General features: G+C 67.5%; 21 protein-coding genes. 14 read left to right on the top strand and 7 right to left on the bottom strand.

The features are described 5' to 3' along the window. Positions 1-72: 72 nt before the first annotated feature. Positions 73-546, bottom strand: a complete 474-nt coding sequence (locus RI032_RS18435) for a MerC domain-containing protein (protein ID WP_322547465.1) — start codon at positions 544-546, stop codon at positions 73-75. 32 nt (positions 547-578) lie between these two features. Between RI032_RS18435 and RI032_RS18440 the strand changes: the two genes are divergently transcribed. The 8 genes from RI032_RS18440 to RI032_RS18475 all read left to right on the top strand — a co-directional run bounded on the left by RI032_RS18440 (position 579) and on the right by RI032_RS18475 (position 7,211). After that, a complete protein-coding gene (locus RI032_RS18440; protein WP_322547466.1) occupies positions 579-1,112 on the top strand; it encodes a ZrgA family zinc uptake protein in 534 nt (177 codons plus the stop codon). Then, positions 1,109-1,804, top strand: a complete 696-nt coding sequence (locus RI032_RS18445) for an ATP-binding cassette domain-containing protein (RefSeq protein ID WP_010485429.1) — start codon at positions 1,109-1,111, stop codon at positions 1,802-1,804. Before RI032_RS18440 ends, RI032_RS18445 begins: the two co-directional genes overlap by 4 nt. After that, a complete protein-coding gene (locus RI032_RS18450) occupies positions 1,797-3,050 on the top strand; it encodes an ABC transporter permease (protein WP_010485431.1) in 1,254 nt (417 codons plus the stop codon). The genes RI032_RS18445 and RI032_RS18450 overlap by 8 nt, the downstream gene beginning before the upstream one ends. A 2-nt stretch (positions 3,051-3,052) precedes the next feature. Next, the gene (locus RI032_RS18455; RefSeq protein WP_322547467.1) at positions 3,053-3,604 is read left to right on the top strand and encodes a DUF3299 domain-containing protein; all 552 of its coding nucleotides are present in this window, start codon (positions 3,053-3,055) and stop codon (positions 3,602-3,604) included. After that, complete coding sequence (locus RI032_RS18460; protein WP_322547468.1) at positions 3,594-4,214, top strand: DUF3299 domain-containing protein; 621 nt, start codon at positions 3,594-3,596, stop codon at positions 4,212-4,214. The genes RI032_RS18455 and RI032_RS18460 overlap by 11 nt, the downstream gene beginning before the upstream one ends. Beyond that, a complete protein-coding gene (locus RI032_RS18465) occupies positions 4,214-4,960 on the top strand; it encodes a hypothetical protein (protein ID WP_071305287.1) in 747 nt (248 codons plus the stop codon). The genes RI032_RS18460 and RI032_RS18465 overlap by 1 nt, the downstream gene beginning before the upstream one ends. A gap of 150 nt (positions 4,961-5,110) precedes the next feature. Beyond that, positions 5,111-6,643: an MFS transporter gene (locus RI032_RS18470; protein WP_322547469.1), complete on the top strand. Its 1,533-nt coding sequence runs from the start codon at positions 5,111-5,113 to the stop codon at positions 6,641-6,643. Positions 6,644-6,647: 4 nt separating this feature from the next. Next, complete coding sequence (locus tag RI032_RS18475) at positions 6,648-7,211, top strand: TetR/AcrR family transcriptional regulator (RefSeq protein ID WP_049481037.1); 564 nt, start codon at positions 6,648-6,650, stop codon at positions 7,209-7,211. Between the two features lie 94 nt (positions 7,212-7,305). On the opposite strand, the gene RI032_RS18480 is transcribed toward RI032_RS18475, so the two are convergent. Then, positions 7,306-8,187 carry an AraC family transcriptional regulator gene (locus tag RI032_RS18480; protein ID WP_322547470.1) on the bottom strand — a complete coding sequence of 294 codons (882 nt, stop codon included), beginning with the start codon at positions 8,185-8,187 and terminating at the stop codon, positions 7,306-7,308. A 106-nt stretch (positions 8,188-8,293) separates the two neighbouring features. Between RI032_RS18480 and RI032_RS18485 the strand changes: the two genes are divergently transcribed. Then, complete coding sequence (locus RI032_RS18485) at positions 8,294-8,830, top strand: carboxymuconolactone decarboxylase family protein (protein ID WP_049409555.1); 537 nt, start codon at positions 8,294-8,296, stop codon at positions 8,828-8,830. 38 nt (positions 8,831-8,868) lie between these two features. Here the strand turns inward: RI032_RS18485 and fdhD are convergent, their stop codons facing one another. Beyond that, a complete protein-coding gene (gene fdhD, locus RI032_RS18490; RefSeq protein ID WP_322547471.1) occupies positions 8,869-9,717 on the bottom strand; it encodes a formate dehydrogenase accessory sulfurtransferase FdhD in 849 nt (282 codons plus the stop codon). Positions 9,718-9,961: 244 nt separating this feature from the next. On the opposite strand from fdhD, the gene RI032_RS18495 reads away from it, so the two are divergent. Both RI032_RS18495 and RI032_RS18500 read left to right on the top strand, forming a co-directional pair. Continuing rightward, complete coding sequence (locus RI032_RS18495; RefSeq protein ID WP_322547472.1) at positions 9,962-12,247, top strand: FdhF/YdeP family oxidoreductase; 2,286 nt, start codon at positions 9,962-9,964, stop codon at positions 12,245-12,247. A 477-nt stretch (positions 12,248-12,724) separates the two neighbouring features. Further along, complete coding sequence (locus tag RI032_RS18500) at positions 12,725-13,264, top strand: DUF411 domain-containing protein (RefSeq protein WP_322547473.1); 540 nt, start codon at positions 12,725-12,727, stop codon at positions 13,262-13,264. A 115-nt stretch (positions 13,265-13,379) separates the two neighbouring features. On the opposite strand, the gene blaL1 is transcribed toward RI032_RS18500, so the two are convergent. The 4 genes from blaL1 to RI032_RS18520 form a co-directional block, all read right to left on the bottom strand. After that, a complete protein-coding gene (gene blaL1 / locus RI032_RS18505; protein ID WP_322547474.1) occupies positions 13,380-14,252 on the bottom strand; it encodes a L1 family subclass B3 metallo-beta-lactamase in 873 nt (290 codons plus the stop codon). A 95-nt stretch (positions 14,253-14,347) separates the two neighbouring features. Beyond that, a complete protein-coding gene (locus RI032_RS18510) occupies positions 14,348-16,777 on the bottom strand; it encodes a TonB-dependent receptor (RefSeq protein ID WP_311068548.1) in 2,430 nt (809 codons plus the stop codon). A 71-nt stretch (positions 16,778-16,848) separates the two neighbouring features. Beyond that, positions 16,849-17,685: a FecR family protein gene (locus RI032_RS18515; RefSeq protein WP_322547475.1), complete on the bottom strand. Its 837-nt coding sequence runs from the start codon at positions 17,683-17,685 to the stop codon at positions 16,849-16,851. After that, a complete protein-coding gene (locus tag RI032_RS18520) occupies positions 17,682-18,206 on the bottom strand; it encodes an RNA polymerase sigma factor (RefSeq protein WP_241874860.1) in 525 nt (174 codons plus the stop codon). Before RI032_RS18520 ends, RI032_RS18515 begins: the two co-directional genes overlap by 4 nt. 202 nt (positions 18,207-18,408) lie before the next feature. Between RI032_RS18520 and RI032_RS18525 the strand changes: the two genes are divergently transcribed. Genes RI032_RS18525 through RI032_RS18535 form a run of 3 tightly spaced genes read left to right on the top strand, consistent with a single transcriptional unit; the run spans position 18,409 to position 20,292 of the window. Further along, the gene (locus tag RI032_RS18525) at positions 18,409-18,675 is read left to right on the top strand and encodes a hypothetical protein (protein ID WP_010485461.1); all 267 of its coding nucleotides are present in this window, start codon (positions 18,409-18,411) and stop codon (positions 18,673-18,675) included. A gap of 9 nt (positions 18,676-18,684) precedes the next feature. Next, positions 18,685-19,857: a low temperature requirement protein A gene (locus RI032_RS18530; protein ID WP_049481051.1), complete on the top strand. Its 1,173-nt coding sequence runs from the start codon at positions 18,685-18,687 to the stop codon at positions 19,855-19,857. Positions 19,858-19,899: 42 nt separating this feature from the next. After that, positions 19,900-20,292, top strand: a complete 393-nt coding sequence (locus RI032_RS18535) for a DUF3224 domain-containing protein (protein WP_010485465.1) — start codon at positions 19,900-19,902, stop codon at positions 20,290-20,292.

Here is a 20,292-nt window from a genome sequence, read left to right on the forward strand (position 1 = left end):
GGCTGCCGGAAGTGCCTCAGTAGATCCACGCCACGCGTGGATGGTGTTTTTCCGTCCGGCCAGCGGCCGGCACTACCGTTTGCGCAGCGCCCGTCGGTTGCCGATGTGAGCGAACGCCAGCAGCGCGCCACCACTGGCTGTCGCTACGCCATGCCAGAGCAGCGATTCCTTCAGCGGCAGATACAGAGAGGCCGACAGCAGCAGGATGGCGCCGGCGCAGGCCAGCCGCAGGGGCTGCCAGCGCCCGTGCCGGTGCACCCCGGCCGAGGTACTCGCCAAGGCCAGCGAGGAGGCCAGCAGCGCGAACAGCCACTCCCAGCGCGACATCATCAGCAGCAATGTCATCGCGCTATGGCCGGGATGCTGGAACGAGCGCAGCGCCATCATCGCTGCCGGCACGAAGGCCAGCAGCAGGGGCAGGGCGATGCAGTGGGCGGCGCAGGCCAGGGACAGCCAGGCACCGGCAAGATCGAAGCGGGGGTGCCAGCGTGCCGAAGTTGGCGGCTGGGCCAGGGCCCTTGCGGGGGTCGTGGGAATGTGGTCCATAATGTTACATAGTAACAATTGGAGTCTTTCCCATGAAGCTTCCCGCTGCTCTTTTCCTGCTGCTCGCTGCCAGCGGCGCGCAGGCCCATGACATCCGCCAGCACGCACCGCATGTGCACGGCCAGGCGACCGTCGATGTTGCGCTTGAACAGCAAACCCTGGAATTCGGCCTTCAGGCCCCCGGCATCGGCATCCTCGATTACGAGCGGCCGCCGGCCAATGCAGCCGAGCAGGCCGCGCTGGCACGGGCGACGTCATTGCTGAAGGGCGGCAACTGGGTCACCTTGCCCACCGCTGCGGGCTGCCGTCTGGCCACCAGTAAAGCCGATGCGGAGGGCTTCGACGCGACGGCCGCCGCGCCGCCGCCGGGACAGCACCGGCACGCAGGTTTCAGCGCAACGCTGCAGTACCACTGTGCCAAACCTGCCGCGCTGCGCGCCATCGTCGTGCGCCTGCCCGTACTTTTCCCGGGCCTGCACGAAGTCATCGTCAACAGCGCAACCGCCAATGGCCAAAACCGCAGTGTGCTGACGCCCGACAACCTGCGCGTGGTGCTGGCACCGTGAGCGCGGCACCGGTGATCTCGCTGGAAGACGTGCAGTTCGGCTACGGCACGCGGCTGGTGCTGGACATCCCGCGGTTGTGGGTCGAGCAGGGCAGCAGCGTGTTGCTGCGCGGAATCAGCGGTGGCGGCAAAAGCACCCTGCTGGGCCTGCTGGCGGGCGTGCTGCTGCCCGGCAAGGGCCGTGTCGAGGTGGCCGGCCACGCACTGCAGGACATGGGGGGTGCGGCGCGGGATCGTTTCCGTGCCGACCAGTTGGGCGTGATCTTCCAGCAGTTCAATCTGCTGCCGTTCCTCACCGTGCGCGACAACATCGCGCTGGGCCTGCGCTTCTCGCGCCTGCGCAGCGCACGCATCAGCGGGCCGCTGGATGCCGAGATCGCCCGCCTGCTGCAGGCCCTGCAGCTCAATCCTGAGCTGATGCAGCGGCGGGCGGGTACGCTCAGTGTCGGCCAGCAACAACGCGTGGCGGCAGCGCGCGCCCTGATCGGCCGGCCGGCGTTGCTGCTGGCCGATGAGCCCACCTCGGCGCTCGACCGCGAAGCGGCGAGCGCCTTCCTGCAGCTGATGTCCGCGCAGTGCCAGGCGGCCGGCACCACGGTGCTGGTGGTCAGCCATGACGACAGCCTGCAGCCGTTGTTCGATCGCACCATTTCACTGTCCGAGATCAACCAGGCAGGTGCCGGCCATGCTTGAGCTTGCCTGGGCCAGCCTGCGCAGCCGCGCGTTGAGCGTGGGCCTGACCGTGCTGGTCATCACCCTCAGCGTGGTGCTGCTGCTGGGCGTCGAGCGTGTACGCACGCAGGCGCACGAGGGGTTTGCCAGCACCGTATCGGGCACCGATCTGATCGTCGGTGCGCGTTCGGGACCGGTGAACCTGCTGCTGTATTCGGTGTTCCATATCGGCGACCCGACCAACAACGTGTCCTGGCAGTCCTACCAGGAGCTGTCCGCATTGCCGCAAGTGAAGTGGTCGGTGCCGTTGTCGCTGGGCGATTCCTGGCGCGGCTACCGGGTAGTGGGTACCACTGGCGGCTACTTTGAACACTATCGTTATGGTTCCGGCCACGCGCTGGCCTTTGCACAGGGGCGGCCCTTCGATGATCTGTATGACGCGGTGATCGGCGCGGAGGTGGCTCGCGCGCAGAAGGTCGGCCTCGGCGACGAGATCGTGCTGGCGCACGGCACCGGCGCGGTCACGCTGGCCACGCATGCCGACAAGCCGTTCCGCGTTGCCGGCATCCTGCAGCGCACCGGCACGCCGGTGGATTCGTCGCTGCTGGTCTCGCTGCCGGCCATCGAGGCGATCCATGTTGACTGGCGATCGGGCGTGCAGCTGCGCAGCCAGAGCGTCAGCGCCGAGCAGGCGCGCCACCTGGACCTGACCCCGACCAGCATCACCGCCTTCATGCTCGGCCTGAACTCGCGCATCGCCACGTTCTCGGTACAGCGCAGGATCAACGAGTATCCGGACGAGGCGATGCTGGCGATCCTGCCCGGCGTGACCCTGCAGCAGCTGTGGCAGTCGCTGGGCACCGCCGAGCGAGCCCTGCAGCTGATCAGTGCAATGGTGGTGCTGCTGGGCATGGTCTCGCTGGTGGCGCTGCTGGTCTCCACCCTGCAGGAGCGCCGGCGCGAGATGGCCATCCTGCGTGCCACCGGTGCGCGACCGGGCTACATCGCGGGCCTGCTCGTGGTGGAAGCGGTGGCGACCAGTGCGGTGGCCAGCGTGCTGGCCCTGTCGCTGCTGGTGGTCGCCAGCATTGCCGGGCGCGGCTGGGTACTGGCCACCTTCGGTCTGTCGATCACCCATGTCTGGCCGGATGGCCGTGAACTGGCATGGGCAGCGGGCGTGCTGCTGATCAGCGCCGTAGCCGGGCTGGTCCCGGCGTTGCTCGCTTACCGGCGCACCTTGGCCGATGGCCTTTCACCGGGAGGTTGAGCATGCGATGGATGCGGGTAGTGGCAATGGTGCTGGCGCTGGCCGCCTGTGAGCGGCCGGTGGATACCGGCGTACAGGCCTTGCCACCCTCGCCGGTCGTCGACCGCGATGACCCTGCAGGCGCTGTGGAGCAGGAGCTGGACTGGTTGCAGATGATGCCCAAGGACGAGCTGGCCGCGCTGGAGCGGGGCGAGGGCCCGGAGGTCGAGCACAACGGCAACCGGCGCATGCCGCAGATCGGTACCTTCCGCACGGTGGACACGGTCCTGCAGCGGCCGGTGCGCCTGCCGGGTTACGTGGTGCCACTGGCCAACGCGCAGGACGGGCGGCTGACCGAATTCCTGTTCGTGCCGTACTACGGCGCCTGCATCCACGTGCCACCACCGCCACCGAACCAGATCGTGCACGTCGTGCTGCCGCGCCCGATCGAGATGCCGGACATGTACTCACCGTTCTTCCTGGCGGGCACCCTGCGCGCCGAACGGTTGGATGACGATCTGGCCGGTTCGGCCTACACCATGCGTGACGCACAGCTGAGGCCCTATGAACCGTAGTCACCTGTTGCTGGCGGTGGGATGCCTGTGGTTGGCAGGCTGTACGGCGCCGGGCGGCGATGCCTTGGTGGTCGGGCCGCAGCACAAGCCGGCGCCCTCCGCCACGGCCGAAGCCCCCATCGACCGTTGGGACGCGTTGCGACCCGACGAAGTGACCTACCAGCGCCCACCCCCGCAGATCGGCCTGTCACGCAATGGCATGGAGGGCGTGGGTGGCCTGATCGACGACACCGGCTCGGGCACGCCACCGGGGCTGGAGATCGACCATTCCAGCCCGGACCGGGCCAAGCAGTTCGGCTCCTCGCGCGTGGTCGACGCTGTCGACGGTCGCGCGGTGGATCTGGATGGCTACGTGGTACCGCTCGGCACCAACGATGCCGGCCTGGTCGATGAACTGCTGTTCGTGCCGTTCTACGGCGCGTGTATCCATGTGCCGCCGCCGCCACCCAACCAGATCATCCACGTGACCCTGGCGACACCGATCGCGCTGGGCGATCTGTGGGATCCGTACCGGCTTGCCGGCCGCCTGCAGGTGAAGCGTTTCGACGCGGACATCGCCAGCGCGTCCTACGATGCCGCGGCAGCCACGCTGACGGCGATCCGCAACTGATGCGCAGGCGATGGCTCATGGCTACCGGGGTGCTGCTGGGCGCGGTGGTGCTGCTGGTGTGGTGGCAGCGGCAGCGCGCACCCACCGCGCCGCCTGCGGTCGCGTTTCCGGCACCGGCGTCCGATGCCAGCCAGCGTATCGAACAGCGTCTGGGTGATGACCCCGCGTTTCGCAACGACGTGCTCTTCCTGCTCGCAGCAACATTGCGCGACCGCTGCCAGCCGGCGCAGGCGGGGCTGCTGGCGCGCATGGCCAATCGTGCATCGCTGCCGGTGCTGGCGGCAGTCAGCGCGGTGACCCAGCAGGACCCATCGCTGGACCGGCCGATCTACCAGTACATCCAGCACCGCGCCGATGCGACGCCGTGCGGGCAGCCGCTGCAGATGCCGTTGGCCGGTGGGCGCAGCATGGCCGTGGACATCGAACAGTATGCGCGCACGTTTCCGGACAGCTACTTCGACCCGCAACGCAGCAGCGAACCGCGGGATTTTGGTGGACTGTCGCTGCAGCAGCGTGCCGGCAACGCCTGCAACAGCGTGGTGTATTCGGTGCTGCCGCTGGGTGGCGCCGACTGGAGGTGCAGCAGCCTGCGCGCGAATGCCCGTGCGCGGGTGCGCGGCCTGTGCGAGGACGAGCTGCGGCGCCAGCATGGGGGAACTGGCGGGGAACTGGACATGGCCGTCGGGAAGGGCATGCAGGCGGCGGTGGTATCGGCGATTGCCGCACTGCCGGAAGATTGCCGGTGATGATCCCTGACACCGGGCACGACCCGGCATGACGGGCACGACAACATGAACATTGCCCGGGCCCCAATCTGAATTGGTGGCGCTGTTTTCATAACTATACAGGACATCCTGTATAGTTATGGCCGTATTCCACCCCCATCAGGTTCTCCCATGGCTTTGTCCCAGCCCTTGGCCGGTGCGCCGGCCCTGTCGCGTGCCCGTCGCTGGGCGCTGTTGTTCACCGTCGCCGCCGGCCTGCTGCTGGTCACGCTCGACAACTCCGTGCTCTACACCGCGCTGCCCACCATTACCGAAGAACTCTCGGCCAGTGCCGGCCAGGCGCTGTGGATCATCAACGCCTATCCGCTGGTGATGGCCGGCCTGCTGCTGGGTGCGGGCACGCTGGGCGACCGCATCGGTCACCGGCGCATGTTCCTGATCGGCCTGGTGGTGTTCGGCGTCGCCTCGCTGGCAGCGGCGTTCGCTGACACCGCAACGCAGCTGATTGCCGCGCGTGCATTCCTGGCGATCGGTGCCGCAGCGATGATGCCGGCCACGTTGGCGTTGATCGGACTGAGCTTCCACGAAGAACGCGAACGCAACATCGCCATCGCGATCTGGGGTTCGGTCGCCATCGTCGGTGCGGCGCTCGGCCCGATCATTGGCGGCTGGCTACTGCAGCACTTCTGGTGGGGCTCGGTGTTCCTGATCAACGTGCCGGTGGTGGTGGTCGCGTTCGTGGCCACGCTGCTGCTGGCGCCGGAAGGACAGCGCGACACCTCGCGGCCATGGGACCTTGTGTCGTCAGTGCTGGCATTGGCTGCACTGTCCGGCCTGGTGCTGGCGATCAAGTCGCTGATCGCCACGCCGCCGTCGTATGCGCTGGGCGCGGGCGCGCTGCTGCTGGCCGTCGTCAGCGGTGCGGCGTTCGCACGCCGCCAGCAACAGCTGCCGTACCCGCTGCTGGACTTTGCGATCTTCCGCAATCCGGCGTTCCTGGCCGGCACGCTGTCGGCGGTGTTCACCCTGTTCGCGATGGCCGGCCTGCAGTTGGTCACCACGCAGCGCTTCCAGCTGGTGGCAGGTTTCACGCCGCTGCAGGCGGGCCTGCTGGTGTCGGTGGCGGCACTGGGCAGCCTGCCCAGTGCGCTGCTCGGCGGCAGCATCCTGCACCGGGTTGGCCTGCGCCCGCTGATCTGTGGTGGCCTGGCCGCAGGTGCGCTGGGCGTCGGCGTGGTGGCGTTCGGCTTCCTGCACGGCCTTGGTTGGGTGGTGGCTGGCATGGCCATCACCGGCTTCGGCATGGGTTCGGCCATCTCGGTGGCGTCCACCGCCATCCTCAACAACGTGCCGGCGCACCGTGCGGGCATGGCCTCGTCGGTGGAAGAAGTGTCCTATGAGTTCGGTGGCCTGTTGGCGGTGGCGATGCTGGGCAGCCTGAGCGCCGCGATGTACAGCGCGTTCCTGCCGGTCTCGGCCGATATGCCCGCGCTTGCCCGCGAGGGTTTCACCCAGGCGCTGCATGCCGCGCGCGCGAGCGGGCAGGGCGAGTGGTTCGCACTGGCTGCGGCCGCGTATGACCGTGGCTACCAGATCGTGCTGCTGGTGATCATGGCGGCGCTGGCGCTGGGTGCGGCGATCATCGCGCGCCTGCTGCGCGGCCGCGTCGGCAGCCGCGAGGGCGCGGCCGATCGCGTAAAATGAAGCGATGAGAACCAGCAAGCGCGATCGCATCCTCGACGCCGCCGTCAACGTGATCAATCGTGACGGCGTGCGCGCGGTGACCTTTGAGTCGGTGGCGGCCGAGGCCCAGCTGACACGCGGTGGCCTGCTGTATCACTTCCCGTCCCGCGAGGCGCTGCTGCGGGGGATCGACGAACACCTGGTACAGGCCTGGGAGACGTCGATGGAAGCGTTGCTGGGCAAGACCGCCGAGCAGGCCACTGCGTTGGAGCGTTACCAGACCTTCGTGCGCGTGTCGGCCCAGAGCGCCACCCGTGCCGAGCTGATGTTCATGCTCGAATCGGCCGACCCGGACGCCGAAGAGCGCCCGTGGGGACCGGCGGTGCGTCGCTGGGCACCGCTGCCGCCGGAGGCGGGTACAGCGGAAGACAGCGCAGCGCTCGACAATTTCGTGGCGCGGCTGGCCGCCGATGGCCTGTGGATCTACGAGGCGATGTACGAAGGGCAGCTCGATGAAGGCGTGCGCGCCCGTGTTGCCGAGCGCATCGCCGGGCTGCTGGCGAAGCCTGATGGGTCACCGCACTTGTAGCGTCGAGCCATGCTCGACTGCTCTTCGGTCAGGCAACGAAACCCCCGCGCTTCGCGCGATAGCTGACCCGCGGTCGACTCTACCCGTTACCTATTTACCCAGCCTGCGCTGCGCTCGCGGCCAACCACGCCCTCGGCGACGCCCCCAACCGTTTGCGGAACGCTTTCGACAGCGACGCGGTATCGGCAAAGCCCACCTCGATCGCCACCTGCTTGACCGCCACGCCGGCCCTCAACTGCGCGCAGGCCAGGCTCAGCCGCCAGTCCAGCAGATAACTGGCCGGCGTTGCCTGCATCACGTCCTTGAACACGGCCGCGAACGCGCTGCGCGACATGCCGGCCGTCGCGGCCATGCGCGGCAGCGTCCATTCGTCCTGTGGCGCCTGGTGCATCGCCACCAGTGTGCGTGCCAGCCGTACATCCGACAGCCCCCGCATCAACCCATGGCTGACGCCGGCCGCATCCGGGTGGTCCACCACCCAGCGCAGGATCTGGATCAGCGCGACCTCGAACAGGCGGTTGGTCAGCAGCCGTGAACCACAGCGCTGGCGATCGGCCTCGGCGAACAGCAGGTGCAGGGTGTCATCCAGTTCGCCGATCGCGGCCAGTGGCACCACCATCACCGGCGGCAGCGACTGCACGATCGGATTACGCGCGCCGCCATCGAAATCCAGCGTGGCGCAGGTGAAATCCGGGCCTTCCAGCGGTGCATTGAAGAACACATGGTGCAGCGGTTGCGGATACAGCAGCAGGCTGGGTGTGTCGATCTTCAACCGGGGCAGCGCGATATCGCCGTCGGGATGACGGACCTCCATTTCACCCTGGCGCAGGATGTGCAGGAAGGCACGACCGGGCTGCGGCTCGAAGACATGGCGCCCGCACAGCGGACCGCTGTGGAACAGCGCGGCCTGCACCCGGAAGCGCTCCAGCAGGGAGGAGAGACGGTCGGGTGGGGAGGTGTCGGTGGGCGTGCTCATGGATGAATGGACAACATGTGTGGCTGATTGCGCCTGAAGCGTCCAGCGAGTCTACCTAGGATGAGCGGGTCGTCCAATCCCGGGCGCTTTCCCAAGGAGATCCACCATGTCCCGTGTCCCCCTGATCGATGCCGCCAACACCACCGCCGACCGCCAGGCCCTGCTGGGTCAGGTCCACGCTGCCTTCGGCGCCACCCCGGCCATGTTCCGCGCCGTGGCCAACTCGCCAGCCGCCCTGCAGAGCATGTGGGGTTCGTTCGGCGCGCTGGGCGGCGGTCGCCTGTCGCCGCTGCTGGGCGAGCAGATCGCCGTGGCCATCGCCAACCGCAATGCCTGCGAGTATTGCCTGGCCGCACACACCGCGCTGGGCCGCAAGGCGGGTGCCAGCAGCGAGCAGATGGCCGCTGCACAGATCGGTCAGTCCAGTGACCCGGCTACCGCCGCTGCCCTGGACTTCGCGCTGAAGGTAGTCGAGCAGCGTGCGCAGGTCACCGATGGCGATGTGCAGGCGCTGCGTGCGGCCGGCTTCGACGATGAGCAGATCGTTGAGATCCTCGCCCACGTAGCGCTCAACCTGTTCACGAACTACGTCAACGTAGCGTTCGACGTGCCGGTGGACTTCCCGAAGGTGGCGCTGCGCTGAGCTGTGCCAGACCGGGGGCGTCGTGCTCCCGGTCGTTCTCAGTCGTCCCGGTTATCGTTCGCCTGCAGCCGCTCGGGATGGGTATACACGTTGAATCCGCTTTCCCGCGCGAACCCGACCAGGCACAGGCCTGCACTACGGGCAAGGTCGATCGCCAGCGCGGTCGGTGCCGAGACAGCAGCCAGTACGCTGACGCCGGCCCGTACGGCTTTGCTGACCATTTCGTAGCTGGCGCGGCTGGAAATCAGCAGCAGCCCCCCCTCGATCGTGTGTTCATTGTGATGCAGGGCGCCGATCAGCTTGTCCAGCGCGTTGTGGCGGCCGACGTCTTCGCGCACCCAGCCGATGCGACCGCTGGCGTCGGCCCAGGCCGCGGCATGGGTCGAACCGCTCGCCGCATTCATCGGCTGATGCTGCACCAGCGTGGCCAGCGCCCGTTGCAGGGCTGCTGGCGGGTAGGTTCGCCGTTCGCGCACCTCGGGCAGCGGCCGCAGCACTTCCTCCAGCTGGCGCGTGCCGCACAGGCCGCAGCCACCGCGGCCGGGCAGCAGGCGCCCGTTGGCCGGATCCAGGTCGGCACCGGGTGCATCCTCGGTCACGGTCATCTGCAGCTCGATGCCTTCCAGTTGCGGTCGTACCTCGATGGCCAGCAATTGGGCAGGCGTAGCGATCAATCCCTCGCTGAGCGAGAAGCCCAGCGCAAAGTCCTCCAGGTCGCAGGGTGTGGCCATCATCACCGCGAAGGCGGTGCCGTTGTAACGCAGCGCCACCGGCACTTCCTCGGCCACCACGTCGACCAGCGGCTGTTGCCCCTCGCTGCGCCAGCGCTGCAACGGGCGCAGGGCCGTGCCGGCAGGCGGGGTGTGCGGTGGGGTCGAATCAGGCATGCAGCGCGTCCGGACTAAGGAGATACGCAGGTGGTGGATCACCCACGGCGTCGAGAATAGCGCAGTGGCCATGCGCTGACGCGGGTGTAACCGTTGTCATGGCAGGCTGCGCTGAAAACAGCGTGCACCCACTGGCGAAGCCGTGCAGGCCGTGTTTGACTGTGGGGCTGGCCGTGCGTTGGAAAGCACCGCCGGACCGCGTTGTGCCCATTGTTGCCGCGTTCCTCCCGCCAGGTTCCCGAACATGTCCGAGCAGAAGCCACCGCGTTACAAGCCGTACAACCAGCCGGCCGGTGGCTGGGGTGCCGCCGGTGCCACGGCCAAGGTGCTGCTGCAGCAAAGCGTGATCGGCAAAGGCTCGAAGGCGTTGCTGGCGATGAACCAGCCGGGTGGCTTCAAGTGCCCCAGCTGCGCGTTCCCCGACGCCGACCAACGCAAAAAGCTGGAGTTCTGCGAGAACGGCGCGAAGGCGCTGGCCTGGGAGGCCACCCAGTTCCGCGCCGGTCGCGAGCTGTTCGCCCAGTACACCATCACCGAACTGATGGCGCAGACCGACTACTGGCTGGAGATGCAGGGCCGGCTGACCGAGCCGATGCGCTACGACGCAGCCACCGACCACTACGTGCCGTGCAGCTGGGATGATGCCTTCGCGCTGATCGGCCGCCACTTGCAGGCGCTGGACAGCCCGCACCAGGCCGAGTTCTACACCTCCGGGCGCACGCCCAATGAAGCGGCGTTCCTGTATTCGATCTTTGTGCGCGAGTTCGGTACCAACAACTTCCCGGACTGCTCGAACATGTGCCACGAGCCGACCAGCCGCGGCCTGCCGCCGGCCATCGGGGTGGGCAAGGGCACGATCGTGCTGCAGGATTTCGAGCACGCCGAGGCGATCTTCGTGATCGGCCAGAACACCGGCACCAATTCACCGCGGATGATGAGCAACCTGGTCGAGGCGCGCAAACGCGGCATCCCGATCGTGGCGGTCAATCCGATGCCCGAGCGCGCGCTGATCCGCTTTGCCGAGCCGCAGGACGTGGTGCAGATGGCCACGTTCGGTTCGACCGAGATCACCAGCGAGTTCGTGCACATCCGTATCGGCGGCGACCTGGCTCTGATCAAAGGCATGATGAAGGTGATGTTCGAGCGCGAGGCGCAGGGCGAGCGCGTGCTCGACCATGCGTTCCTGTCAGAGCACACGGTGGGCCTGGAGGCGCTGCGCGAAGACGTGATGGCGCAGGACTGGGACGAGATCGTGCAGGTGTCCGGCATTTCGCAGGCGCAGATCCGACGCTGTGCGGAGATCTACATCCGCTCCAAGGCCACCGTGATCTGCTACGGCATGGGGCTGACCCAGCACCAGTATGGCTCGCGCCTGCTGCAGCAGGTCGCCAACTTGCTGATGCTGCGCGGCAACTTCGGCAAGCCCGGTGCGGGCATCGGGCCGATCCGTGGGCATTCCAATGTGCAGGGCGACCGCACCGTCGGCATCGACGAGAAGCCCAAGCCGGCCTATCTGGACCGCGTGCAGCAGGTGTTCGGCTTCGATCCGCCGCGTGAGCATGGCCATCATGTGGTCGAATCCATCGAGGCGATGCTGGACGGCAGCGCCAAGGTGTTCATCGGCCTGGGTGGCAACTTCATCCATGCGGTGCCCGATACGCCTCGCGCGTATGAAGCGATGCGTGGGCTGGACCTGACCGTGGGCATCGCCACCAAGCTCAACCGCGGTCATCTGGTTCATGGCCGCGATGCGCTGATCCTGCCGGTGGTGGCGCGCTCGGAGCGCATCGTCACGCCGGCCGGCGAGCAGTTCGTCACCATCGAAGACGCGATGTCGAACGTGACCGCCTCGCGCGGCGTGCTCGAACCGATCAGCACCGAGGTGCTGCCCGAGGTCGAGATCGTCTGCCGCATGGCGATGGCTGCGCTGCCGCACAGCAAGGTCGACTGGGCGCGCTGCATGCACGACTATGCGCCCATCCGCGATCTGATCGCTGCGGTGTACCCGGAGATCTACACCGGCTTCAACGAGCGCATTCAGCAGCCACACGGCTTCCATCTGGACATTCCGCCGCGCCGCCGCGTCTGGCCCACGCCGAATGGCAAGGCCAACATCCTGGTGATGCCCGGCCTGGACGTGGACGATCCGGTGCACGATCCGGACATGTTGCGGTTGGCCACCGTGCGCTCGCACGATCAGTACAACACCACCATCTACAGCTACAACGATCGCTATCGCGGCGTGTACAACGATCGCATGGTGCTGTTCATGAATATCGAGGACCGGCTGGCGCGCGGACTGCAGAAGGAGGCGCTGGTCAGCCTGGAGACGATCAGCGGCGATGGCGTGCAGCGGCGCATCGAGGGCCTGACCGTGCTGGACTACCCGATGCCGCGCGGCGCGCTGGCCGGTTACTACCCGGAGCTGAACCCGTTGTTGCCGCTGGACTACTACGACCGCATCAGCGGCACGCCCGCCGCCAAGTCGATTCCGGTGCGGGTGCAGGCGATGGCCGCGGCGATTGCGTAGCGCGCGCATCGGCTATCATCGGCGTGTGAACCTCCCTGGCCTGCTGCTGCGATGGATGTTGCTTGTCGCCCTGGTGCTGAATGCACCGGCGCTGGCGCTCGCCGCGTCTTCGTACAGCGGCCCGGCCAGCCAGGACCATTGCGCTGCACCGCATTCGGCGGCCATGGCCGGATGCTGCGACGATGCAGCATCAACGGTCTGCCAGAGCAATGAGTGCGAATGCCCGCCGGCCAGCCTCGGCATGCTGGCCTCCCTGAGCGGAACGCCCGCCTTGCCATGGCGTGAGGCGCCTTTGCCAGCCAGCGCCCAGCAACGCGCACCGCCGCCGTTGCCGGACCCGTTACGGCCTCCCATCGTGTGATTCCCTGCAGGCCTCAAGTGCCTGCCATAGCTGCTCGACTCATTCTCGACTCTGCCTGTGCCTTCGATGCGCAGGCAGCGGGCCGCGTTGCCCGCATCTGCAAAGGAATCAACACCATGAACCGTTCTCTCTCCCTCGGCCTGCTGCTGGGCACCGTGCTGGCCACCACCGCCTGCGCGCGTGCCGCTGAAGAATCCGCCGCCACGCCGGTTGCCAGCGAAGCCCCTGCTGCACCGATCATGGCCGGTCCGTCGCAGGTGGATCCTGCACTGCCCATCGCCATCGTGCACAAGACTGCCAGCTGTGGCTGCTGCGGCATCTGGGTCGATCACCTGAAGGCCGAAGGCTTCCAGGTGGATGTGCGCGACACCGACGACATGAATCCGATCAAGGTCCGCCTGGGTGTACCGGTCGGCAAGGCGTCCTGCCACACCGCCGAGATCGGTGGTTACGTGGTTGAAGGCCACATCCCGGCCGAGGACATCAAGCGACTGCTGGCCGAGCGACCGGGGGTGCGCGGGCTTGTGCTGCCCGGAATGCCGGCCGGTTCGCCGGGCATGGAAATGCCCGACGGCTACGTGCAGCCGTACACTGTCGAGCTGGTGCGCACCGACGGCAGCACCGAGCCGTTTGCCCAGCACGGGCAGGGTGGCTGATGGTCGCAGGTACCGGTCGCCCTGACCGGCACCTTCCCACGTGTCCTGTGTAGAGCCGAGCCCACGCTCGGCTGTTTTCTTCCGGCAAGCCGAGCGTAGGCTCGGCTCTACAGGATCAGCGGTGTGCCGCGGCTTCCCTGGCCAGCTGCGCGTCGAACGTCTTCTCGGCCGCATCCGCGTAGGCGTTGCAGGTCAGTGCCTTGGCGCTGGCCTTGCTGCCGGCGGCATAGTTCCAGTTGCTGGCGCCCGGATGCGGGGTCAGCAGCAGATCGCAGGGTAGCGCCCGCACCGTTGCGAAGCTGCGCTTGTAGTCCTCGATCAGGCGCGGATAACGGGGATTGCCCTTCAGCTGGTAACCCGGCGCACTCAGGCTGTCGGCGTAGGCGATGCGCACCGGCTTGCCATCGCGGGTGTCGGTCCAGGTCCAGGCGGTGCTGCCCGGGGTGTGCCCTGGCATGAAGTGCGCGGTGAATGCGATGCCGCCCACCGTGACCACTTCGCCATCCATGATGATGCGGTCGGCGCTGGTGGGCGGATAGGTGATGCCGTCGCCAAAGTGCAGGTCGTTGCTGCCGCCGCGCGCCAGCAGCACCGCTGATTCGGCATTGGCCACCACGTGCGCGCCGGTGCGACGCTTGAGCTCGGCCACCGGGCCGGCGTGGTCGGCATGCGCATGGCTGAGCAGGATCAGTCGCAGGTCCTGCGGGGCCACGCCGCGCACCTTCATGTTGTCCAGCAGGTGGCCGGCCATCTGTGGCATGCCGCCGTCCAGCAGCACTGCGCCCTCGGCGGTCTGCACCAGCAGCGCGGTCAGGTTTTCGGTACCGATCTGCCAGGTGTGGTCGGCGATCTGCAGCGGTGCCATCGGCTGCAGCCAGGAGGTGTCCACGGTGTAGGCCCGCAGCTGCGGCAGTGGTGCGTCGGCGGCACTGGCGTGCGCGACCGGAACAGCAGCGGTCAGGGCGAAGGCGAGCAGGGAACAACGCATGGTTCACGTCCGTTTGAAGGAGGCCCAGAAACTAGCATGGGCCCCCTTCATCGCGTCTCGCATAGATTTCATGGCTCCCATAAGGGCGCCATGGATCAGTACCGGTACTGCCACCCCAGCGTCAGCACCCGGCCGCGGCCGGAGAAATAGCTCGGATTCGACGGCGTGGTCTGCGAGTAGTAGCTGATGTACTGCTTGTCCGCCAGGTTCTGCACGCCCAGCGTGAAGGCGTGCTTGTCCAGCGTATAGCGCGCGACCAGATCCAGAGTGGTGTAACCCTTGAACTCCGCCACCTGCGCGCCACGCAGGTCGAAATCACGGTCGAAGGCATGGCTGGCCTGCAGGCGCGTGCTGAGCTGCGGCGTCCAGCTCTGTTCCCAGAACGCGGTCAGCCGGTTCGGTGCGATGTTCACGCCGGCGAGGTCGCTGTCGAGACGACCGTCGACGTCGGCGTCGTAGCGGCCGTTGGCGCGCGCATAGCCCAGGCCAAGCCGGCTGTCGCCCAACCGCAGGCGCAGGTTGCTTTCAAAGCCTTCCACGCGGGTGGCCTGGCGCTGCACCGCATAGGCATCGATGCCCGGATCGTAGATCAGTACCGAGCCGAGCTTGGATTCGGAGGTGTAGTAGGCGATGTCGCCGCTGAAGCGGCCATCGTCGTACTCCAGGCCGATCTCGCGGTTGTCCGACACCACCGGTGACAGGTCGATGAGGCTGTCCACGCGTTGTCCGTCGCGGTTGATCGCGCGCAGCACGCGGCCGACGTCGGCCACGGTGTAGCCTTCCGAATACGAGGCGTAGGCGTTGAGGCGATCGTTGATGTACCAGACCGCGCCGAAGTTGGGCAGGGTCTCGCTCATGGTCGGCTTGCCGCCAGCCACCTTGCGAGCGCCGTAGCGGGGCAGGGTGGTGTAGTCACCCACGTCCAGCTCGCCCTTCTCGTAACGCAGGCCGCCGGACAGCATCAGGTGATCGGTCGGCCACCAGTGCAGCTGCAGCAGCGGTGACAGGCTCTGGTAGGTGGTCTGCGGCACCCAGTTCATGCCACTGGCCAGCAGCACCTGGTGGGTGCGGTCGCGCAGGCCGTCCAGGCCCAGGGTCACGTCCAGCGTGGTGTCGGCGACGCGGGTCCAGCTCTGGGTCAGCTTGAAGCCGCGCTTGTCCGATTCGTTCTGGGTCTGGTCCCAGGCGGCGTTGGCGCCGGTGTTGCCCCACGGGTCCCACTGGCTGGCACCGTAGCGGCCTTCGAAATCCACCGCGAAGGCCTGCGCCTGGAAACGGCCACCGAGCAGGTCGGCGGCGCTGTAGTCCACCGTCAGCGAACGCGAGCGGTTCATCGGCGGATCGAGTGGCGTATCGCCGGGGACCGAAATGGTCGGGCGACCGGTCCGATAGTCACCGTTGATGGCCAGGTAGTTGTCCATCCCGCGCAGTTCGTAGCGGTTGGCCATGACCTGCAGGCGATGGCCCTCGGCAATGTTCCAGCCCAGCTTGGCGAACACGTTCGATGAGGTCGAGTCCATCAGCTCGCCCTGCGCGTTGGTGCCGATCGATCGGCCCTCGCCGTCGTGGTACAGGCCCTGCTTCTCATAGGCCAGGCCAGCCACCAGGTCGAACTGCTCGCCGCGCACGCCCACCAGGGCCGAGCCGCGCTGGCCATTGTCGTCGTGGCGGCTGGGCAGGGCAGCGCTGTAGCTGACGTTGGTGTCGAGCAGGAACGCGCCCGGCTCACTGGGCGCACTGCGGGTGATGATGTTGACGATGCCGCCGGTGCCGCCGATGCCCTGCAGCGCGTTGGCGCCGTGGATGACCTCGATGCGTTCGATCATCGCCGGGTCGATGGTGTGCGAATCACGCGAGCCATCGCGCAGCGGCGTGGACTGCGGCACGCCGTCGACCATGTACAGGATGCCGCGGCCACGCAGGGTTTCGCCGTAGTTGGACATCTTTTCGCGCGCCGGGGCAAATGCCGGGATCTGTGACGACAGCACCCGCGACACATCCGAACCCAGCGCCAGCTGCTGGGCGATGTCCTCGCGGGTCAGCACCGTGATGGTATTGGGCATGGCGGTCTCGCCCTGCGGCATGCGCGCGGTCGAGGCCGAGACCGTAACGCGGGCCAGCGACGTCGTCGTGGCGGATGACGGCGCCGATGATGCGGCCCGGGCCGGGGTGCGCGGCTTCGCCGGCGCTGGCGCGGCACTGACCACGAACACACCCGGCGAACGTTCCTGCATCGCCAGGCCTTGCCCGGCCAGCAGCCGCTGCAGGGCCTCATGCGGGGTGTAGCGGCCATCAACAGCCGGGGCGCTGCGGCCGCTCACGCTGTCGGCGGCGAACAACAGCTGGATGCCACTCTGCCGCGCCAGCGAGTTGAGCGAAGCCTGCAACGGGCCGGCCGGCAGGTGCAGCTCGATGGGCGCTGACGCAGCGGTCTGCGCCGTGGCGGGCAGGGCCGCACACAGGCAGGCAGCGAGCAGGGTGGGGGCCAGCCGGCGCAGAGCGGCAGGCGGAACAGGGCGGGTCATGCGGGGGTCCTTCGGAAGGGTTCAAGCACTTGCCGGATGGGACGGCGCGCAACCCACCCTCGGTGTGGCATTCAATCGCGGGCGCGCAGATGCAGGCTGCCATCGGTGCCGGCATGCACATGCACCGGCAGGATCTCGGGCAGCAGCGCGAGTACGGTCTCGGCGCGGTCGGCATCGAAGACGCCCGACACCTGCAGGGGCCCCAGCGCTGGGTCGTCCAGCACGATGGGACGGTCGTGATAGCGCTGCAGGATGCGCAGGACCTCGCTCAGTGGCATGCGGTCGAACTGCAGGCGTCCGGTGGTCCAGTCCGCCTGCTCTGGATCGATGGCTTCCGGAGGTGACAGCGAACCGCGCTGGGCCAGCAGGCGCTGCCCTGGCTTCAGCCGCTGTTCGCTGCCGCCCTCGTCGACGCGCACGCCGACCTCGCCGCGCCACAGTGTCACTTCGCTCAGTTCCCCCTGGCGGTCGACGTCGAACACCGTGCCGTAATTGCGCACGTGGACCGGGCCGGCATCCACCCCGAAGCGTCGCCAGGCCGAGTGCTGCACCTCGAAGCGTGCCCGCCCTTGTTCCAGCAGCACCTGCCGGGAGCGCAGATGGCGGCGCACCTGCACGCGGGTGCCTGCGTCCAGCTGTACCCGACTGCCGTCGACCAGGACGAGTTCACGGCGTTCGCCCACGCCGGTCTGGTAATCGCGGACCTGCCAGGCCGGGTCGGCCACGAGCACGGCGCCGGCCAGCACCAGCAACACGGGCAGTACCCGCTTCGCGCCGCCACCCCGGCGGCGCAGCGTTTCCGGGTCGGGCAGCGGAAAGCGTTGCTTCAGGGCGTCCCGATGCTGGTCCAGGATCTGGTCGGTGCTGGGGACTTCGGGTGGCGGCGGTGGTGCAGGTGCATCGCTCATTGCAGCGTGCCCTGCTGGCGGCAATCGGCCATGGCCAGCCGCAGGTGACGCTCCACCGCCTTCAGGCCGATGCCCATGCGCTGCGCGACGTCGGCCTGCGGCAGCGCGTGGATCTTGTGCAGGATGAAGACCTGCCGGCGCCGGCAGGGCATGCGCTCGATGGTCGCGCTCAGGCGCTGCAACGCCTGCTGTCCCTGCGCCTGCTGCTCGGGGCCTGGGCGTGGGCAGGCGTCATCGGGCAGTTCGGCACGCGACTCCACCCAGTGCCGGCGTAGAGCCTCGGCGCGGCAGCGGTCCACCGCCGCATCGTGGGCGATGCGCCGCAGCAGTGCGATGGGTTGCCGTGCATCGTAGGCGGCGGGGCGTTCCAGCAGCCGCACGCAGACGTCGTGCACCACTTCACGGGCCAGCCCTGGCGACCGGAAACGGCAGCGCAGGTACTCCACCAGTTCCTCGTAGTGGCGCACCAGCGAGGACACCAGCGGCAGCGCAGGAGGGTGTGGGGAAGGTAGTCGGGACATCCGGACCGGAAGCAGGGGCAAGGGGCGGGCACGGGGAGGGCATCCCTGCGCTATGACGCAATACTAATGGGAACCGTTCTCGTTTGCTATGTGGTTCGGGGATCGGGATTGTTCGGCGAGGCTGGAAAGTGAAACCACGATCATCGGCTGGAGCGCAGAATCGGCCGCGGCTAGCCTGCCAGCAGGCTCAAGGAGATGGACCATGCACGTGCTTCTGGTGATGGTGGGTGGGGTGCTGTTGTTGGGGGTGTTCCTGCTCTTCGGGCGGCTGTGGAGCGTAGGCCAGTCACAGCTGCCCACGGCCCTGATCGCGTTCATCGCCACCTGGCTGCTGGTGACGGTGGCCAACATGTGGGTGGGCGTGAGCAAGGCCGGCTACGCCGTCCGGGAGGAGCTGCCGATCCTGCTGCTGGTGTTCGCGGTGCCGGCCTTGCTGGCCGGTCTGCTGTACTGGCGCCTGGCGCGCTGAAGGACGGCCATGAGCACACGACTGCGACTGCCTGCCCTGCGCCAGCGCGATGGCCACCACGCCCGCGTGACCTACGAAGAGCTGTTCTTCGACCTCGTCTACGTGTTTGCGGTTACCCAGCTCAGCCACCATCTGCTGCATCACCTGGATCTGGTCGGGGTGATGCAGACCCTGGTGCTGTGGTTCGCGGTCTGGCTGGGCTGGCAGTACGCCTGCTGGGTCAGCAACTGGTTCGATCCGGAGACGCCACGCATCCGCAGCCTGCTGTTCGTCACCATGCTGCTGGCGTTGCTGATGTCCTCGTCCATTCCCGAGGCCTTCGCTGAACGCGCCTGGGTCTTCGCGGGGGCCTACGCCACCATGCAGGTCGGGCGCACGGTGTTCGTGCTGCTGGAGGTCGGGCGCAACCATCCGCTGGCGCCCAATTTCCGCCGCATGCTGGCGTGGGTGAGCGTGTCGGCCTGCTTCTGGCTGGCAGGCGCTGCTGCCGAGGGCAACCTGCGCCTGGCCTTGTGGGCGGTGGCGGTGGCCTGCGAGTACATCTCGCCGATGTTCGGCTTCGCGTTTCCGGGATTGGGCCGTTCGCACACCCGCGAGTGGACCATCGAAGGCGGGCACCTGGCCGAACGTTGCCAGTTGTTCGTCATCGTCGCGCTGGGTGAAACGTTGCTGGCCACTGGCGGCGTGCTCAGCGAGGTCGAGCACTGGAGCGGCGATGTGGTCTCGGCGGTGCTGGCCACCTTCGCCGGCACCATCGCCATGTGGTGGTTGTATTTCGGCATCTCCAGCCGCGATGCCACCGCGGCGATCACCCATTCCGAGGACGCCGGGCGGATGGGGGCCAACTTCCACTACGTGCATGCGCTGCTGATCGCCGGCATCATCGCCACCGCGGTCGGCAATGACCTGGTCATGGACCATCCTGGCGCGGCGGTGACCCTGGTCTACGCTACGGTGCTGGTTGCCGGACCGTTGATCTACCTGCTGGGCAGCGCCTTGTACAAGCGCATCGTGTACGGGCGCGCCCCGTATTCGCATCTGGTCGGTGCAGTGGCGTTGGTTGTGTTGGGGGTGGTTTTGCCGCACACCCATCTGCTGGGCGCCGGCTGGCTGACCAGCGCGGTGCTGCTGGCGGTGGGCTTGATGGATACGCAGTTGAAGCGTCGCCTGCGGCGCGCATGATCCGCACGCGCCGTTGCCGCATTATCGACGAGGGAGAGCAGGATGCAGGGCGAAGCGCGCGGAACCTTTGAAGTGAAGCTGCTGCCGATCGGTGGCAACGACGGCCCGATCGGGGTGATGTCGATCGACAAGGTCTTCCATGGTGACCTGCAGGGCAGCAGTGTCGGCCAGATGCTGGCATTCCGCAGCCCGGTGCAGGGCTCAGCGGGGTATGTGGCGATGGAACGGGTAACGGCCACGCTGGCTGGGCGTCAGGGCGCTTTTACCTTGCAGCACAACGGTCTGATGACTCGGGGTACGCCGGAGCTGAACGTGGTGGTGGTGCCCGATTCGGGCAGTGAAGGACTGCTCGGTCTGAGCGGCACACTGGAGATCTCCATCAGTGAAGGCCGCCACGACTACCGGTTGGTCTATGTGTTGCCGGAGCCGGAATAG

Source organism: Stenotrophomonas geniculata, from assembly GCF_034508895.1.
In the GTDB taxonomy this organism is placed as follows: Bacteria; Pseudomonadota; Gammaproteobacteria; order Xanthomonadales; family Xanthomonadaceae; genus Stenotrophomonas; species Stenotrophomonas geniculata.

What these genes read in the sequence shown, in the direction of transcription:
- RI032_RS18435 (WP_322547465.1), bottom strand. Translation starts at nt 546, where the DNA reads ATGGACCACATTCCCACGACCCCCGCAAGGGCCCTGGCCCAGCCGCCA.
- RI032_RS18440 (WP_322547466.1), top strand. Translation starts at nt 579, where the DNA reads ATGAAGCTTCCCGCTGCTCTTTTCCTGCTGCTCGCTGCCAGCGGCGCG.
- RI032_RS18450 (WP_010485431.1), top strand. Translation starts at nt 1,797, where the DNA reads ATGCTTGAGCTTGCCTGGGCCAGCCTGCGCAGCCGCGCGTTGAGCGTG.
- RI032_RS18455 (WP_322547467.1), top strand. Translation starts at nt 3,053, where the DNA reads ATGCGATGGATGCGGGTAGTGGCAATGGTGCTGGCGCTGGCCGCCTGT.
- RI032_RS18460 (WP_322547468.1), top strand. Translation starts at nt 3,594, where the DNA reads ATGAACCGTAGTCACCTGTTGCTGGCGGTGGGATGCCTGTGGTTGGCA.
- RI032_RS18465 (WP_071305287.1), top strand. Translation starts at nt 4,214, where the DNA reads ATGCGCAGGCGATGGCTCATGGCTACCGGGGTGCTGCTGGGCGCGGTG.
- RI032_RS18470 (WP_322547469.1), top strand. Translation starts at nt 5,111, where the DNA reads ATGGCTTTGTCCCAGCCCTTGGCCGGTGCGCCGGCCCTGTCGCGTGCC.
- RI032_RS18475 (WP_049481037.1), top strand. Translation starts at nt 6,648, where the DNA reads ATGAGAACCAGCAAGCGCGATCGCATCCTCGACGCCGCCGTCAACGTG.
- RI032_RS18480 (WP_322547470.1), bottom strand. Translation starts at nt 8,187, where the DNA reads ATGAGCACGCCCACCGACACCTCCCCACCCGACCGTCTCTCCTCCCTG.
- RI032_RS18485 (WP_049409555.1), top strand. Translation starts at nt 8,294, where the DNA reads ATGTCCCGTGTCCCCCTGATCGATGCCGCCAACACCACCGCCGACCGC.
- fdhD (WP_322547471.1), bottom strand. Translation starts at nt 9,717, where the DNA reads ATGCCTGATTCGACCCCACCGCACACCCCGCCTGCCGGCACGGCCCTG.
- RI032_RS18495 (WP_322547472.1), top strand. Translation starts at nt 9,962, where the DNA reads ATGTCCGAGCAGAAGCCACCGCGTTACAAGCCGTACAACCAGCCGGCC.
- RI032_RS18500 (WP_322547473.1), top strand. Translation starts at nt 12,725, where the DNA reads ATGAACCGTTCTCTCTCCCTCGGCCTGCTGCTGGGCACCGTGCTGGCC.
- blaL1 (WP_322547474.1), bottom strand. Translation starts at nt 14,252, where the DNA reads ATGCGTTGTTCCCTGCTCGCCTTCGCCCTGACCGCTGCTGTTCCGGTC.
- RI032_RS18510 (WP_311068548.1), bottom strand. Translation starts at nt 16,777, where the DNA reads ATGACCCGCCCTGTTCCGCCTGCCGCTCTGCGCCGGCTGGCCCCCACC.
- RI032_RS18515 (WP_322547475.1), bottom strand. Translation starts at nt 17,685, where the DNA reads ATGAGCGATGCACCTGCACCACCGCCGCCACCCGAAGTCCCCAGCACC.
- RI032_RS18520 (WP_241874860.1), bottom strand. Translation starts at nt 18,206, where the DNA reads ATGTCCCGACTACCTTCCCCACACCCTCCTGCGCTGCCGCTGGTGTCC.
- RI032_RS18525 (WP_010485461.1), top strand. Translation starts at nt 18,409, where the DNA reads ATGCACGTGCTTCTGGTGATGGTGGGTGGGGTGCTGTTGTTGGGGGTG.
- RI032_RS18530 (WP_049481051.1), top strand. Translation starts at nt 18,685, where the DNA reads ATGAGCACACGACTGCGACTGCCTGCCCTGCGCCAGCGCGATGGCCAC.
- RI032_RS18535 (WP_010485465.1), top strand. Translation starts at nt 19,900, where the DNA reads ATGCAGGGCGAAGCGCGCGGAACCTTTGAAGTGAAGCTGCTGCCGATC.